At 72.4% G+C, this 15,199-nt stretch carries 11 protein-coding genes; 4 read left to right on the top strand and 7 right to left on the bottom strand.

Annotated features, from left to right (window positions below):
• Positions 1 to 34: 34 nt before the first annotated feature.
• On the bottom strand, positions 35 to 583 hold the full coding sequence (locus tag D1648_RS00325; RefSeq protein ID WP_122938821.1) for an NYN domain-containing protein: 549 nt from the start codon (positions 581 to 583) through the stop codon (positions 35 to 37).
• 578 nt (positions 584 to 1,161) lie between these two features.
• On the opposite strand from D1648_RS00325, the gene D1648_RS00320 reads away from it, so the two are divergent.
• Complete coding sequence (locus D1648_RS00320) at positions 1,162 to 2,820, top strand: HNH endonuclease signature motif containing protein (RefSeq protein ID WP_122938820.1); 1,659 nt, start codon at positions 1,162 to 1,164, stop codon at positions 2,818 to 2,820.
• Between the two features lie 21 nt (positions 2,821 to 2,841).
• On the opposite strand, the gene D1648_RS00315 is transcribed toward D1648_RS00320, so the two are convergent.
• The 6 genes from D1648_RS00315 to D1648_RS00290 form a co-directional block, all read right to left on the bottom strand.
• On the bottom strand, positions 2,842 to 3,432 hold the full coding sequence (locus D1648_RS00315; protein WP_122938819.1) for a TIGR00730 family Rossman fold protein: 591 nt from the start codon (positions 3,430 to 3,432) through the stop codon (positions 2,842 to 2,844).
• Positions 3,433 to 3,502: 70 nt separating this feature from the next.
• Entirely contained in the window at positions 3,503 to 6,910 is a 3,408-nt protein-coding gene (locus D1648_RS00310; RefSeq protein WP_122938818.1) for a phosphodiester glycosidase family protein, read from the bottom strand.
• A 150-nt stretch (positions 6,911 to 7,060) separates the two neighbouring features.
• A complete protein-coding gene (gene fdhA / locus D1648_RS00305) occupies positions 7,061 to 8,287 on the bottom strand; it encodes a formaldehyde dehydrogenase, glutathione-independent (RefSeq protein WP_122938817.1) in 1,227 nt (408 codons plus the stop codon).
• A 134-nt stretch (positions 8,288 to 8,421) separates the two neighbouring features.
• A complete protein-coding gene (locus tag D1648_RS00300; RefSeq protein ID WP_122938816.1) occupies positions 8,422 to 9,483 on the bottom strand; it encodes a Gfo/Idh/MocA family protein in 1,062 nt (353 codons plus the stop codon).
• A gap of 34 nt (positions 9,484 to 9,517) precedes the next feature.
• Positions 9,518 to 10,399, bottom strand: a complete 882-nt coding sequence (locus D1648_RS00295; protein ID WP_122938815.1) for a sugar phosphate isomerase/epimerase — start codon at positions 10,397 to 10,399, stop codon at positions 9,518 to 9,520.
• Positions 10,400 to 10,424: 25 nt separating this feature from the next.
• Positions 10,425 to 11,549: an ROK family transcriptional regulator gene (locus D1648_RS00290; RefSeq protein ID WP_122938814.1), complete on the bottom strand. Its 1,125-nt coding sequence runs from the start codon at positions 11,547 to 11,549 to the stop codon at positions 10,425 to 10,427.
• A gap of 139 nt (positions 11,550 to 11,688) precedes the next feature.
• Here D1648_RS00290 and D1648_RS00285 point away from each other — a divergent pair, with 139 nt between their 5' ends.
• From D1648_RS00285 to D1648_RS00275, 3 genes are all read left to right on the top strand, one after another.
• On the top strand, positions 11,689 to 13,122 hold the full coding sequence (locus D1648_RS00285) for a YdiU family protein (protein WP_122938813.1): 1,434 nt from the start codon (positions 11,689 to 11,691) through the stop codon (positions 13,120 to 13,122).
• Between the two features lie 118 nt (positions 13,123 to 13,240).
• Positions 13,241 to 14,542 (top strand): mechanosensitive ion channel, encoded by a 1,302-nt coding sequence (locus tag D1648_RS00280; RefSeq protein WP_122938812.1) that lies wholly within the window; start codon positions 13,241 to 13,243, stop codon positions 14,540 to 14,542.
• A 97-nt stretch (positions 14,543 to 14,639) separates the two neighbouring features.
• Positions 14,640 to 15,194, top strand: a complete 555-nt coding sequence (locus D1648_RS00275) for a type 1 glutamine amidotransferase domain-containing protein (protein WP_122938811.1) — start codon at positions 14,640 to 14,642, stop codon at positions 15,192 to 15,194.
• Positions 15,195 to 15,199: the final 5 nt, after the last annotated feature.

Raw genomic sequence — 15,199 nt, 5'->3', positions numbered from 1 at the left:
CAGGCGCAGCGGATGGATGCGAGCCGGCAGCGGCTCAGAGGAACTCCAGCGGGTCGAACTCGTCGATCTCGATGACCCGCACGCGCGGCAGCGGGCTCGTGAACGCGCCGACGTCGTACTCGAGGTCGTGGAACTCGATCCCGGGGATGTGCTGCAGGTCCGAGGCCATGAACTCGCGGAAGCCGACGAGCGCGGTGCGCCGTCCCGGGGTCGCGGCGAGCCCCTCCATCTGGGGGACGAAGTCCTTGTCGTGGCTGACCAGCATCACGTCCGACTCGCGCTCCTGCAGCGCCTCGGCCGTGCGCTGGATCGCGATGTCCACGACCTTGCCCTCGCCGCGCAGCGGGATCGCCGTGTAGCCCAGCGCGATCAGGGCCTGCACGAAGCCGATCGGGAGGCTGTCGCTCACCGCGAGGAAGAACAGGCCCTTCACAGGCTGGTCCCACGCCTCCTCGGCGTGCTGGAGGAGCTTGTTCCAGCGGGGGCGCTCCTCGGAGTGGGGGCGCCGTCCGAGTACCGAGACGCCGAGGGTCGCGTCGATGTTCTCGCCGTCGACCAGGAGGTACGTGGTGCGTGCCGTCATGGGATGACCATACGCGCTGCAGGGGGTGGGGCGTGCATCGGGAGGATGTGGGACGGGAGCGGAGGGATTCAGCGCGCAGATCCCGGCGCGGGGGAACGGCGCACGACGTGAGGAGCTGGTGCTGATCCGCTCGAGGAGGCACCCATCGCGGCCCGGAAAAGCGAGAAGATAAATCCTGACGTTTCCTCCCCACTTCGCGTTGTCCACATATTCGAGAGGTCGATTGACATCGCGGCATTGCGATGGGTCGGGGTATCCGCCGGGGCTGCGAGGCTCGGCGTCCGTCTCGCATCATCGCGCGCGAGAATAGCCGACGACCGGGGGCGAAGACGTTGTGAACAGGGGTGATGCGCGTTCAGGTGACGGTTCGGAGGCTGTCTTCCCCGGGAGCGGCGGGGTTCTGTCCGGGTGCTTCGCCGTGGTGATCGAGGTGACCTCTCCTCCCCGGAGGTGGGTTATCCACAAATTCATGCGATTGCGGCGCGGACCTTTCTGCCGAGGTGCGTGACGGGTATTCTTGGAGAACGTCGAGCGGCGCCGGAGCCGCGCGGTATCCGAGGCCAGGGAGGGTGGGCACGATGGGTGAGTTCGACGACGGATCCGACCAGCCCTCGCTTCCTGTCGAGTCCGACGCCGACCTCGGCACGGATCCCGGGGCCGTGCCCGGAGCCGATCCCGCCTCCGCTCCTCCCCGCAGTCCGCGATGGCGCGTGCGAGCGCGGCGCCCGCTGGACGACGAGTACGTGCTCTCGCAGGTGGAGCCGGGCTCCGTGGAGGCATCACGGGTCCTGGCCCTGCATCGCACGATGAAGACGCGGGCACGCCTGTATGCGCATCAGCTGCGCCAGCTGGCGACCTTCTTCCGGGAGGACCCCGAGACGCAGGGGATCCCCGAGAATGCGGACATGGCCGGGCTGAAGGTCGCCGTCGGGCTGCGCACGAGCCCCGCGCGTGCCTGGGCGATGGTGCTGGACGCGCGGACGTCGGTGGACCTGATGCCGGCGACGTTCGTGCACCTCTCCGCCGGCGACCTCCCCGAGGACTTCCACCGCTACCTGCTGCGCCAGGTGCGCCGGCTCGACGACGAGCAGAAGGAGGCCGTGGATCGGCACCTGGCGGGAGTGGAGATCCCCTCCGTCTCGAAGGACACCTTCGAGGCCCAGGTACGCCTCGCAGTGCGCCTCGCGACCGCCGGCACCGTCCCCGTCGTGCCCACCGCGTCACGCTCGGTGGAGCTCGTCGAGCTGGACACGAAGGCCGGGACCGCGTCGCTGTACGTCACCGGACCCATCCCGGAGATCCAGTCCCTCGCCCATCGGCTCGACGTCGCCGCGCGCACGGTGCAGAAGGCCCAGCGCGCCGCCCTCCGGGACGGGGCGGAGGGGCCGCTGCCCTTCGACATCGACGGGGACCTCGCCGCACGGGGCCGGGCCATGTCCCGCGCGAGCCTGCGTTACGCGATCCTCACCCACTCCGTGATGGACATCGACCCCGTCCAGGAGACCCGCAGCCCTTACAAGATCCTGGTCACCGTGCCCGTGACGACGCTGATGGGCCTGGAGAACACCCCCGCGATGCTCGACGGGATCACCCCGATCCCCGCCGAGCTCGCCCGGGAGCTCGCCGCCGGGGAGCCGATCTGGCTGAGGATCCTCACCGATCCGATCACCGGGAGCCCCTGCGACGCGGCCGCCGAGACCTACCACCCGAGCGCTCAGCAGAGGCTCCAGCTGCGGCTGCGCCACCCCGTCTGCGCGGCGCCCGGATGCGAGAGACCCACCCGGCTCGGCGCGGAGGACGACCACATCCTCGAATACGACCACCGCGACCCCGGCGGAGGCGGGCAGACCACGCTCGCGAACCTGCACCGGCTCTGCTGGCGACACCACCAGCTCAAGACCGCCGGACTCCTCGACCCCACCCGCGATCCGGTCCCCGCTTCCGGCCCGGTCACCACCGAGTGGACCGTCGAGGGAGGGATCCGCACCCGCAGCGTCGAGCACACCGACCTGCTCACCCCCGTGGCCGCCGAGGCCCTCGAGGCGGCATGGCGGATACACCAGCGCACCCGCGCCGACGCCGAGCGCCTCGCCGCGGCGGAGAGGGCGCGCCCCCGTCGCGAACGGGTCGACGAGCAGCGCCGGGAGGCGTTGGCGATCGCGCACCCCCACCTCCGCACCCGGCTCCTGCCGCCCGACCCGGACGCGATCGCCGCGATCGGTGACCCGCCGTTCTAGGGTGCACCGCGTCGGCACAGGTCAGGACCATTTGGCGCGCGGCGGCGTCCATGCCGAGAGCTTCGCCAGCAGGTCCTCGGCGGTGTCGGCGACCACGAGCGAGGCGAGGAACTGCGGGGAGAGGAACCCGTGCGCGCTCATGCCCTCGAGCGCCGTCAGCAGCGGACGCCAGTAGCCGTCCACATCGAAGAGAGCGACGGGCTTGGCGTGGATGCCGAGCTGCTGCCAGGTCCAGACCTCGAACAGCTCCTCCAGGGTGCCCGCACCGCCGGGGAGGGCGACGAATGCCTCCGCGAGCTCGCCCATCCGAAGCTTGCGCTCGTGCATGTCCGCTACGACGTCGAGGCCTGTGAGGCCATCGTGCGCGATCTCGTCGTCCACGAGCGAGCGGGGCATCACCCCGTGGACCGCGCCGCCCGCAGCGAGCGCGGCGTCGGCCAGCACTCCCATCAGACCCACCTTGCCGCCGCCGTACACGACACCGATGCCCCGTTCCGCGAGAGCGCGGGCGAGCTGCGCCGTGCGCTCGGCGAAGACGGGCGAGCCGCCGGGGGCCGATCCGGTGAAGACCGTGATCCGGCGGGGGTCCTGATGGTCGTGCGCTGCGGTCATGCCTCGGAGCCTAGGGCGAGCCTCACGACGATAGGGGAGACACGCCCTGGCCCCGCCGGCCCGGGGCGGCTCACCGGCCGTCACCGGCGACGCGCACCGTGAGCCGGGCGGTCTCTCCGTTCACCGTGACCTCCACCGTCGCGGCGCCGCGGCGCAGTCCCGTGATCTCCCCGGTGCGAGGGTCCACCTGCACCACCGCGCGGGGATCGACTCGCTCCGCGTCGAGGCCGCCGGTGTCCACCTGCACGCCGGCCCCGCCCCACTGCGCAGTGACAGGCCAGGCGACCGGCACCTCGCGGCCGTCCTGCGTGATGTGCGCCGAGACGTCGCCGACCTCGCCGACGGCGAGCTGCTGCTGCCCCTCGAGCGTGATCTCGTCGACCCACGGCCGGGTCTCCGCCGCGAGCCAGTCCACCCGGTCCTGCGTGGAGGGATGCTCGCCGACCACGCCCGCGTCCGGATCGAGGCCCAGCATCGTCCAGCCCGTGAAGCCGCCGGTGGCCGGGGTCCCCGCCGGGGACTTCCCCGAGTTGCCGTTCACCAGCGTGGTCACGCCCTCGACCGCGCCGCCGTGGAACACGCCCACATGCCCGCCGACCAGCGCGACCGACTTCCCCGAGCTGCGCCGGAACTCGGCCAGCTGCGCCTCGAGAGCGCGGGCCTCCCGCTGATCGGAGAGCTGGCTGAGCGCATCGGGCAGCGGATCGGCCGTCGGATGGTGGAAGACGACGACGGCACCGGTGAGAGTCGCGGACTCCGCGACCTCCGCGAGCTGGCGCTCGAGCTCCTCCAGCTGAACCAGCCCGTCCCCGGCGAGGCTCCCGGAGGAGCTGTCCATCGTGATCACCTTCGTGCCGCCGAGGTCCTGCTCGGTCGAGGTCGGTCCGAAGGCCTCCTCGAAGTTCCCGATGTCCCCGCCCATCACCTCGTGGTTGCCGGGCACGTAGACGTACGGGATGTCGCTCGTCCACTCCTCGTCGAGGATCCGCTGCGCGAGGGCGAAGTCCTCGGGGGTGGCCTCGTCGACGAAGTCGCCGTTGATGACCAGCAGGTCCGGGGCCGCCTCACGGATCTCGCGCAGGGTGCGCCGCGCACCTTCGACCGCGTCGGACTCCGGCGAGGCGGCGACGAACTGGGCATCGCTCATCACCGCGATCCGCTGCGGGCGCTCCGCGACGCTGCCGTGGCCCAGCAGCGCCGCGTCGTGGATCCGAGGCTCCTCCGGGAGCTCGGCCGACGGGGTCGTCACCGCGCGGAGGTTCGCGACCGTGATGTCGCCCGTGTACTGCGCCTCGGGACGGGTCTCCATGATCCGCAGGCGCTCCACGGTCAGCGGCTGCGGCAGCCCCTCGGGCACAGTGAAGCGCACCTGCTGCCAGCCCTCGCCGTCCAGGTGCTCCCCGTCCAGGTTCGTCACGGTGCCCTCCCCGTCGCGGACCTGCAGGCGGGGCCAGGCGCCGGAGCCGTCGGAGAGGACGTCCATCGTGACCGCGAGCGCGGAGCCCTCGATCGGGGCCGGCTCCTCGGGCACCAGGTAGTAGCCGCGCGTCGCGGAGGAGGTGGTGAAGTCGTAGGTCATGCACACCGCGGACGCGGGGGTGCCGTCCTCCCCGGCCGGCCCGTCGGCCGCCTCGAAGGAGCCCGTCGCCCGGTCGCTGTCGTCGCCGAAGGCGGAGAGGTCGGAGAGATCCAGGACCTGCTGCACCTCGGTGCCGTGGGTGAGCGCGACCGTCGTCGACAGGCCCGCCGCGCGGAAGGTGAGCGTGCCGGTCGGGGTCTGCCCGGTCGCGGTGATGCTCCAGCCGCCCAGACCGTCGTCGGCGACCTCGAAGCCGCCCTCGACGGAGACCTCCACGTCCTGCGTCTCGAGCCGCGCCCGCTGCCCGTCGGCGTCGTAGCCGGTGAGGGTCACGGCGGCGGTGTCCTCGGTGTCGCTGAGGTTCAGGGAGCGGGCACTGGGCTGCAGGCCGACGGGATCGCCGAGCACGCGCAGCTCCTGGACCGCCTCATGGCCGTCGGCGCTGTAGGTGACGGTGCCGCCGCCCGGCTCGGTGCCGCGCACGACGGCGCCCGTCGGATCGGAGTCCTCGAGCTCCACCGCCCCGTCCGCGGTGAAGGCGCCGTCGACCAGGAGCGGGGAGAGGTCGGCGCCGAGGCCGGTCGCCCGCAGGCTGCGGTGCAGGTCGGGGAAGACCGCGTCCTCGTCCTCGAGGGCGGTGGAGATCTCGACCCCGCTGAGCTCCTCGGCGGGGGCGTCGGAGTAGAACACGAGCGCATTGGGCACCTCACGCACCGTACCGTCCGAGGGGGTGTTCCAGATCGCCTCGCTCTCGGCGCCCGCGGCGCGGGCGGCCAGGGCGGAGGAGCCGCCGCCGTCGAGGTTGATCGCGTTGTGCGCCCCCATGTCCGCGAGGATCTGCCCGAGCTCGGGCAGCGTCATCCCGGTCGAGGCGGTGCTGCGGCCGTCGAGGACCAGCACGAACAGCTCGCCGCCGTCCCGGCTGACGCCCACTGCGGTGCGCGGGTGGGAGGTCGTGACCAGGGAGTCCTCGCCCATGTCCGGCACGACGCCGTCCTCGAGGATCTGGTGGCTGCCGGCGATGCCGAGGTCGACGTCCTGATCGGGGCCGATCTCGACGTCCACCTCGTCGCCCACCTCGAGGCCCGCGAGCAGCTCCGCGCCGTCCTCGCGACCCAGCAGCACCTGGCCGTCCTCGGGGATCTGCGGATCCCCGGCGGCATCCTGCACCTCCGTGACCTCGGTGACCTCGCCGTCGACGAGGGTCGCGAGGGCGACCTCCTCGGCCATCGCGTCGGGCGCGCCGACGGGGCGGTCCAGCGTGTACTCGCCCCACGCCGGGGTGTACACCCCGATCCCGTCCTCCGGCAGGGCGGGGTTGTTGATCCCCTCGAGCTCGTGGACGGTGCCGTCGGCCGTGGTCAGCTCGCCGGAGGCGGAGAGCGCCTGGACCGCGGCGCGGCCGCCCGCGAGGGTCAGGCCCGGCATGGCCTCCGAGGTGCCCATCCGCACGCCGTCGCTGCTGATCGAGGTGCGCAGCGGGGCGTCGGAGTGGTCGATGTCGAAGAAGGTGCCGTTGACCGCGGCGACGGCCCGCTCGCCGCGCTCGCCGGAGCGCATCACGTCGGTCAGCGGGGCGCGGCCCGTCACCGTGCCGTCATCGGTGACGTCGACGGACAGCGAGGGCTCGGTCAGGTCCGCGGTGAGGACGCCGCCCTCCTTCCAGCCGCCCTCCTCGAGGCGGGAGAAGGTGGTGAGGTCCAGGCCCGGCGCGATGCGATGGTCCTGCGAGTCGCGCAGCACTCCTCCGGCGGCGAGCTGCTCGTCGGTGACCTCCGCCGCGGCGGGAGCGGGCTGGAGGGCCGGGAGGACGGGGAGGAGGAGGGCGAGGGCCGCGACGAGCGCGAGCCAGCGGCTCCGGTGGGCGACGGCGGCGGGCGGCGGTGGCACGGAGGGCATCGAGGATCCTGCTCGCGAAGGGGGAGGGACCCCACGAACCTATGTGTCCTGGGCGACATGCGGGCGGGTTCCGGGTGAACTCCCCATGACCTGACACGGGTGTGAGGCCCGTGAGGACCTCACACCCGTGTCAGCGGCAGGAGCTGCGCGTCAGACGGCCTGGACCTCCCCGGTCATGCCGTGCGGGTCGATGACGTACTTCCTCGCGACGCCGGAGTCGAACTCGGCGTAGCCCTTCGGTGCGTCGTCCAGCGAGATCGCGGTCGCGTTGACGGCCTCGGCGATCTTCACCCGGTCGTGCAGGATCGCCTCCATGAGCTGGCGGTGGTACCTCATCACCGGGCACTGGCCGGTGGTGAAGCTCAGCGCCTTCGCCCAGCCGAGGCCGAGCCGCATCGAGAGCGAGCCCTCCTGCGCCGCCTCGTCCACGCCGCCCGGATCGCCGGTGACGTACAGGCCCGGGATGCCGAGGGCACCGCCGGCGCGGGTGACGTCCATGAGCGTGTTCAGCACCGTCGCCGGCGCCTCCTTCGCGTCCTTGCCGTGACCGCGGGCCTCGAAGCCCACGGCGTCCACGCCCGCGTCGACCTCCTCGCGGCCGAGGATCCTCGCGATGCCCTCGCGGGGGTCCTCCTGCGAGACGTCGATCGTCTCGCAGCCGAACTTCGCGGCGTTGGCCAGGCGGTCCGCGTTCATGTCGGCCACGATCACGACCGAGGCGCCGAGCAGCTGCGCCCCGACGGCCGCGGCGGTGCCGACGGGCCCGGCGCCCGCGATGTACACGGACCTGCCGGGACCGACCCCGGCCGTGATCGCGCCGTGGAAGCCGGTGGGGAAGATGTCCGAGAGCATGGTCAGGTCCATGATCTTCTCCATGGCCTGGTCCCTGTCGGGGAACCTCAGCAGGTTCCAGTCGGCATAGGGCACGACCACGTACTCGGCCTGGCCGCCCACCCAGCCGCCCATGTCGACATAGCCGTAGGCGCTGCCGGGACGGTCCGGGTTCACGTTCAGGCAGATCTCGGTGCGGCGCGACTTGCACATCTCGCAGCGGCCGCAGGAGATGTTGAAGGGCACCGACACGAGGTCGCCCTCCTCGATGAACTCGACCCCGGGGCCGGTCTCGACCACCTCGCCGGTGATCTCGTGGCCGAGCACGAGACCTTCCGGCGCGGTGGTGCGGCCGCGGACCATGTGCTGGTCCGAGCCGCAGATGTTCGTGGTGACGACCTTGAGGATCGCCGCATGGGGCAGCTTCCGCCCCACGTTGGCCGGGTTCACCCCCGGTCCGTCCTTCAGCTCGAAGCCCGGGTAGTCGATGTCGACGACGTCGACCTTCCCCGGTCCCTGATAGGCGATCGCGCGGTTCGTGGACATGGCGGCCTCCTTGCCTGCTTGCCCGGTCGGCGCGCCGTGCGCGGGCCGATCACAGAAGCCTCCAGGGCCCGCCCCGGGAAGTCAACGGGCGCCGGGGCGGGCGCGTCGTCGGCGCTCACGGGCCGGGCGGCGGGTCAGCCCGGGGAGACCTCCCGGCCGGCCTCGGCGGACTCGTAGATCGCCTCGAGGATCCGCACGATCTCCACGCCGTGCCAGGCGGGGGCGATCGTCTCCGCACGGCCCAGCGACGCGTCGACGAAGTTCTGGATCTCGCTGGCGAACCCGACCCCGAACTCGAAGGTGCGCGAGGAGATCTGCGGCTCGATGTTCACCACCGAGTCGTGCATCTCGGTGGCGATCCGCAGGGACGGCTCGAGTTCCGCGCCGCCCTTCTCGCCGTACACGGCCACGTCGATCGAGTCCTTCGTGGCATGCAGGGAGTAGGAGCAGTCCAGCAGCAGCGACGCCCCGTTCTCGAAGCGGATCACCGCATTGGCGAGGTCCTCGACGCTGTTGCGGTCGGGGTCGTAGTCCGCCGCCTTGTAGCGGGGCATCGTGGTGATGTTGCCGCGGCTGCCGAGACGGTCGTAGGTGTTGCCGCTGACGGAGACGACCTTCGGCGAGCCCATCAGGTACCAGCACAGGTCCAGCACGTGGATGCCGATGTCCAGCAGGGGACCGCCGCCGGAGACCTCCTTGTCCGCGAACCAGCCCCCGGGGTTCCCGGCACGGCGCAGGCACGAGGCCTTGGCGTAGTAGATCTCGCCCAGGTCGCCCTCGTCGATGAAGGACTTCAGCACCTGGCAGTTCGGGGAGTGGCGGCGCACGAAGCCCACCTGCACGACGCGATCGTGCGCCTCCACCACCCGCTGCAGCTCCTCCGCCTCGGCCAGCGTGCGCGCGATCGGCTTCTCGACGAGCACGTGCTTGCCCGCCTCGACCGCGGCGATCGCCCAGGCGGCGTGGGAGTCGTTCCAGGTGCAGATCGAGACGCCGTCGATCTCGGGATCGGCGAGCAGCTCGTGCGGATCGGCGTAGGCGCGCGTCGCCCCGTGCTGCTCGGCGACCTGCCGGGCGCGCTCGAGGTTCATGTCGGCGACGGCGATCAGCTCGACGTCGGGGTTCTGCGAGTACGCCGTGAGGTGGGACTGGGCGATGCTCCCGGCGCCGATGACGCCGACTCGGAAGGTGGTCATGAAGGGGTCTACTCTCTGTGGTGAGGGGTCGGGGTCAGGCGAAGAGGGCCTTGGCGTTCGCGATGCTGCGCTCGCAGCCGAGCAGGCAGTCCTCCCAGCCCTCGAACTCGATCGCGGCGAAGCCGCGGAAGTCGGAGTCGCGGATCGCGCGGGCGACGGCGCGCAGGTCGATGTCGCCGTTTCCGACGACGGCGCCGCGCAGGTGCTTGCCGCCGCGGCTGCGGAACCAGCCCTCGCCGGGGGAGGCATCGGCCGGGCGGATGTAGAAGTCCTTGAGGTGCACGACCATCGCGTAGGGCAGGTTCTGGGCGACGGACACCTCGGGCGTCTCGTCGACGCAGACGAAGTTGCCCACGTCGAGGGTGGTGCGGAAGTTCGGCTCGTCGACCGCGTGGAGGATGCGCCGCACGCGGTCCGCGGACTGCACGAAGAAGCCGTGGTTCTCGATGCTGGTGGTGATGCCCTTGGGCGCGGCGTGCTGCGCGATCTCCTTGGCGCCGGCGACGATGTGCGGCAGGACCTGCTCGAACAGGGGCGTGTCATCGCCCTCGACGCCCGCGTGGCCGACGACGTCGTGGCGCATCCGGGTGATGCCGAGCCGTTCGGCGAGGTCCACGTGCGCCGTCACCCGCGCGATCTCGGCGCGGTCCCCGGTGGAGAGGTCTGCGCCGATGGCGAGGCTGGTCAGCGGCACTCCGGCCGCGGCGGCGTGTTCGCGGATCTGGTCCACGTACTGCTGCGGGGAGTTGATGTTGGGGATCGGCGAGTCGGGGTCGTCGCCGAGGGAGGCGAGCTCGAGATGCTCGCCCTCGCTCGCCGCGACCCAGTCGATGACCTGGGGGAGCGTCATCTCGCCGGTCGAGAGCTTGGAGTGGAAGCTGTAGGAGCTGAAGCCGAGGACGATGTCGGCGGTCATGGTGATCCTTCGTTCTGTGCAGGGGTCAGGTCAGGGAGGCGCCGAGGCGCGGCCAGGGGGCGGGGACGTCCGGGACGCCGTTGAGGGAGACGGAGCCGTGGCGGAAGGCGGCGCCGAGCGCGCCGGCGAGGGCGCCGTCCGTGGTCAGGCGCGCCGCGACGAGCTCGGGGGTCTGCTCGGTCATCAGCAGTCGGCCGACGGCACGACGCAGCGGGCCCAGCAGCGTCTCGCCCGCCCGGGAGAGCCCGCCGCCGACGACCACCCGGGCCGGGTCGAGGGTCAGCAGCACGGTGGCCAGGCGCGGCGCGATCTCCTCGCAGAACTCCGCGATCTCCGTGCGAGCCGCCTCCTCGCCGTCGGACGCGCGCTCGAGCAGCGGCCGGGCATCGGCACCGGTCGACCACACCAGCCGACCGCGCTCGGAGGTCGGCGTCCAGCGCATGCCGCGCTGGGAGCCGAGCTCGCCGGCGAGGCGGTGCGCGCCCTGCAGGATCCGGCCCTCGAGGATCGCGGCGACCGAGATGCGGTGGCCGAGCTGCACGAAGAGCATGCTCTCGGCGTCCTCGCCGAGGTGGTGCTCGGCCAGGGCGGCGAGCTTGATGTCGTTGTCGACCACCACGGGGCTCCCCAGGCTCTGCGCGAGCCGGGCGGCGAGGTCGAGGCCGACGAGGGCGGGCGCGGCGAGGCTCTGCACGATCCGCCCGTCGGCAGTGACGATGCCGGGGGCGGCGATGCCCACTGCGCCCGGGTCGCGGCCCGTGCTGGTGATGGCCTCGACGAGCGCGTCCAGCGGCGCCCCGGCGGGCAGGGGCACCTCGCTGCGCGCGAGCTCGGTTCCGGCCAGGTCGGTGACGAGGCAGCGCACCGAGCGCGCGCCGATGTCGAGGGCGGCCACGCACCCGGCCGACGGGGCGAAGGCGACGCGACGGGCGGGGCGACCGGCGCCGCCGGAGGGGGCCGGCGGCGCCGGGACCACGGTGCCCGCGGCGGCCAGGTCCTGCAGCACCGCATCGACGGTGGGGCGCGAGAGGCCGGTCGCGGCGGCGAGCTCGGCGAGGGTCAGCGACTCCGGCGCCTCGCGCAGGGCCAGCAGGCAGTCCCGGGCGTTCGCGCGCCGGAGAGCGGACGGCGTCACGCCTTCCACAGCCATGTGATCCCCCCGCTCGGAGCCGCCCCACGAATTTCGTAAGGGGGTTGCGCAATCAGAAGTCTGCGCGCTCCGGGCGAGGCGAGTCAAGCGCGCCGGCCCGGACCGGACGGCGCCGCCGGCCCGGTGGGAGACTGGGGACATGGAGAGCTCCGTGCCGCCCGCCCCCGCCCTCCACCAGACCTATGCCGAGGCCCTGCCCGAGCTCTCGGTGCCCTGGCGCGCCGACGTGCCGCCGGACCCGCAGCTCGTGTGGCTGGACGAGGAGCTCGCCCGCGAGCTGGGCCTGGACCCCGCATGGCTGCGCAGCGAGGACGGGATCGCGCTGCTGACCGGACAGGTCGAGGGCACCACCGCGCAGGCCTACGCCGGCCACCAGTTCGGCACCGCGAACCCCCTGCTCGGCGACGGGCGGGCCGTGCTCCTCGGCGACCTCGTCGACCCCTGCGGGCGACGCGTCGACCTGCACCTCAAGGGCTCCGGACGCACCCCCTTCGCCCGCGGCGGGGACGGGAAGGCACCGCTCGGGCCCATGCTGCGCGAGGCCGTGATCGGACGGTGGCTGCACGCCTGCGGCGTCCCCACCACGCGCGCCCTCGCCGTGTTGACCACCGGGGAGCGGATCGCCCCGCGCCAGGGCGTGACGGACGAGCCCGGCGCGCTGCTGGTGCGCGTCGCCGCGAGCCACCTGCGCGTGGGGACCTTCGAGTACGCCGCCTGGCACCTGGGACCGGAGGCGACCGAGCGCCTGGTGGAGCACGCGATCGCCCGGCACCATCCCACGGCCGACGGGCCGCTGGGCCTGCTGGACGCCGTCGCGGGCGCGCAGGCGGAGCTCGTCGCGCAGTGGATGCTGCTCGGCTTCGTGCACGGCGTGATGAACACCGACAACATGGCGATCTCCGGCGAGGGCATCGACTACGGCCCCTGCGCGGTGCTGGACGCGCACCGGCGCGATGCCGTGTTCAGCTCGATCGACCGCAGCGGACGCTACGCCTACGGCAACCAGCCCGGCATCGCCCTGTGGAACCTCTCCCGCTTCGCCGAGACCCTCGTGCCGCTCATCGACCCCGAGGATCCGAACGCCGCCGTCGAGCGGGCCACCGCGGTGCTCGAGACCTTCGAGACGCGCTTCCTCGACGCCTACGCGCGCGGGCTCGCCGCGAAGCTCGGGATCGACGGCGAGCGCGAGGAGGTGCTGGGCCTGGGCACGGAGCTGTTCGCGCTGCTGGAGCAGCAGCGGATCGACCACACCGGGTTCTTCCGCGCGCTCGACGAAGGCCGGGCGGAGCCGCTGTTCGCCGAGCAGGACCCGTTCGTGCGCTGGGCGGCGCGGCGGGAGGAGATGCGCGCCGCGCCCGCCGCCCCGGCCGGCGCGACGCCCGCGAACCCGCTCTACGTGCCGCGCAACGTCCACCTCGACGCCGCGCTGCGCGCCGCCCATCTGGGTGACCTCGGACCCGCGGGCGAGATGCTCGAGGCCGTCGGCGCGCCGTTCGTCCGCCGGCCGGAACGGGCGCATCTCGAAGGGCCCGGGGACGGCGGAGAGGACTTCCTGACGTTCTGCGGGACCTGAACATTTCTGCTCGGTAATCCGCTCACCTGCGACTCTGGACGTGACGCAGCTCATAGTGGAAGGTGGGGCGAAGGCCGGTCACGGCCTTCGACCCTTTCCCCGAGCATCGGAGGACCTCGTGGACTTCCTGTCGAGCGTCAACTGGGCGGAGCTGGGACTCAAGGTCCTCGCCGCCATCGTCATTCTCGTGGTGACCGCGATCCTGGCCGCAGTGGTCAAGGGAGCCGTCGCCCGCCTCACCCGGAAGATCCCCGCCCTGCAGAAGCCGGGCGTCGACGGCGCCGGTCTCGGCACCTCGCTCGGCGCGATCGCCTCGATGATCGTGTGGCTGCTGGGGCTGATCGTCGTGCTGGGCATCTTCCAGCTCTCCCAGGTCCTCTCGCCCGTCGTGGTGATGCTCGAGAGCGCCCTGGGATATCTCCCGAACATCATCGGCGCCGCGTTCGTCTTCATCATCGGCCTGACGATCGCGAAGATCGTCCGCGCCCTGATCCGCACCGCGCTGAACACCGTCGACTTCGGGAAGCTGCTGGGCACCGCACAGTCCGGCCTGGACCGCGCGACAGGGGGCGTCACGGGCGGCCCCGCCGCGCAGACCGCTCCTGCCGGGCAGCAGACCGGTGCCCCGGCCGCGCCGCAGTCCTCCGGACAGTCCTCGAACGAGCCCTCGAAGGTGCCCGAGATCCTCGCGCAGGTCGTGTTCGCGCTGATCATGATCGTGGTGTCGATCGCGGCGCTGCAGATCCTCGGCATCGCCTCGATCTCCGAGCCGGCCGCCGCGATGCTCACCGCCGTGTTCACCGCGATCCCGAACATCATCGCGGCCGTCGTGCTCGTGGGCATCGGCGTGCTCATCGCCCGCTTCGTCTCCGGCCTGTTCCGCCCGCTCCTGGAGAGCTCCGGCGTGGACTCCTGGCTGATCAAGCAGGAGATCCTCCCGCAGGGCTCCTCCGTGGTGCCGGCCGTGCTGCGCGTGGTCGAGATCGCCGTGGTGCTGTTCTTCGCCGTGATGGGCGCCCAGGTGCTCGGCTTCCCGCAGATCACCTCGTTCCTCAGCGAGATCCTCGCCCTGGGCGGCAATGTGCTGTTCGGCGGGGCGATCATCGCGGCGGGCTTCTTCCTCGCCACGATCGTCGGCCGGATCCTCTCCGGCACCGTCTCCACGGTGGTGCGCTGGGCGATCATCATCCTGTTCACCGCGATGGGCCTGCAGTCCATGGGCGTGGCCGACTCGATCATCGAGATGGCCTTCGGCGCCCTCGTGATCGGCGCCGCCGCCGCGGCCGTGCTCGCCTTCGGGCTCGGCGGCCGCGATGCCGCCGCGCGTCAGCTCGCGAAGCTCGAGCGCGAGAAGACTGCGCCCGCGGCTCCTGCCGCGCCCCCTGCGGCGCCGGCGCGGCCCGACACCCCGCAGGAGTGAGCCGAGAGGAGCGGCGGGGCCCTCGGGGACGCCCGCCGCTCCCCCCGCTCCCGGGTGCTACGGTCGAACCCCGATCCGCTCGACGGAAGGAGCACCCATGACCTCCCCCCTCGAAGGACGCACGGTCCTGGTCCTGACCAGCAATTTCGGTACAGAGACCAGCGAGATCCGCACACCGATCGCCGCACTGCGCGAGGCGGGCGCCGCCGTGATCGTCGCCGCCCCCTCCCCGGGAGCCGTCACGACCCTCGAGCTCGACCGCGAGCCCGGCGCCGAGGTCCCCGTCGACACCACCCTCGACGCCGTCCGCCCGGCGGACGTCGACGCGGTGGTCCTGCCCGGCGGGACCCTGAACGCCGACACCCTCCGGGCCGACGAGACCGCCCAGCAGCTCGTGCGCGCGATCGCCGCGGACGGCAAGGTCGTCGCCGCGATCTGCCACGCACCCTGGATGCTCGTCGAGACGGGCCTCGCCGCGGACCGCGACCTGACCTCCGTCCCCACCATCCGCACCGACCTCGTCAACGCCGGCGCGCGCTGGAGCGACCGCGAGGTCGTGGTCGACGACCGCGGCGGCTTCCGCCTCATCACCTCCCGCACCCCCGACGACCTCGACGCCTTCGACGCGGCGATCATCGACGCGCTCGGCTGACCGCC

Source organism: Brachybacterium sp. EE-P12, from assembly GCF_003711805.1.
Taxonomy (GTDB): Bacteria; Actinomycetota; Actinomycetes; order Actinomycetales; family Dermabacteraceae; genus Brachybacterium.
The sequence above is the reverse complement of the archived record's forward strand: the minus strand, read 5'-3'. Positions and strand labels throughout refer to the sequence as shown.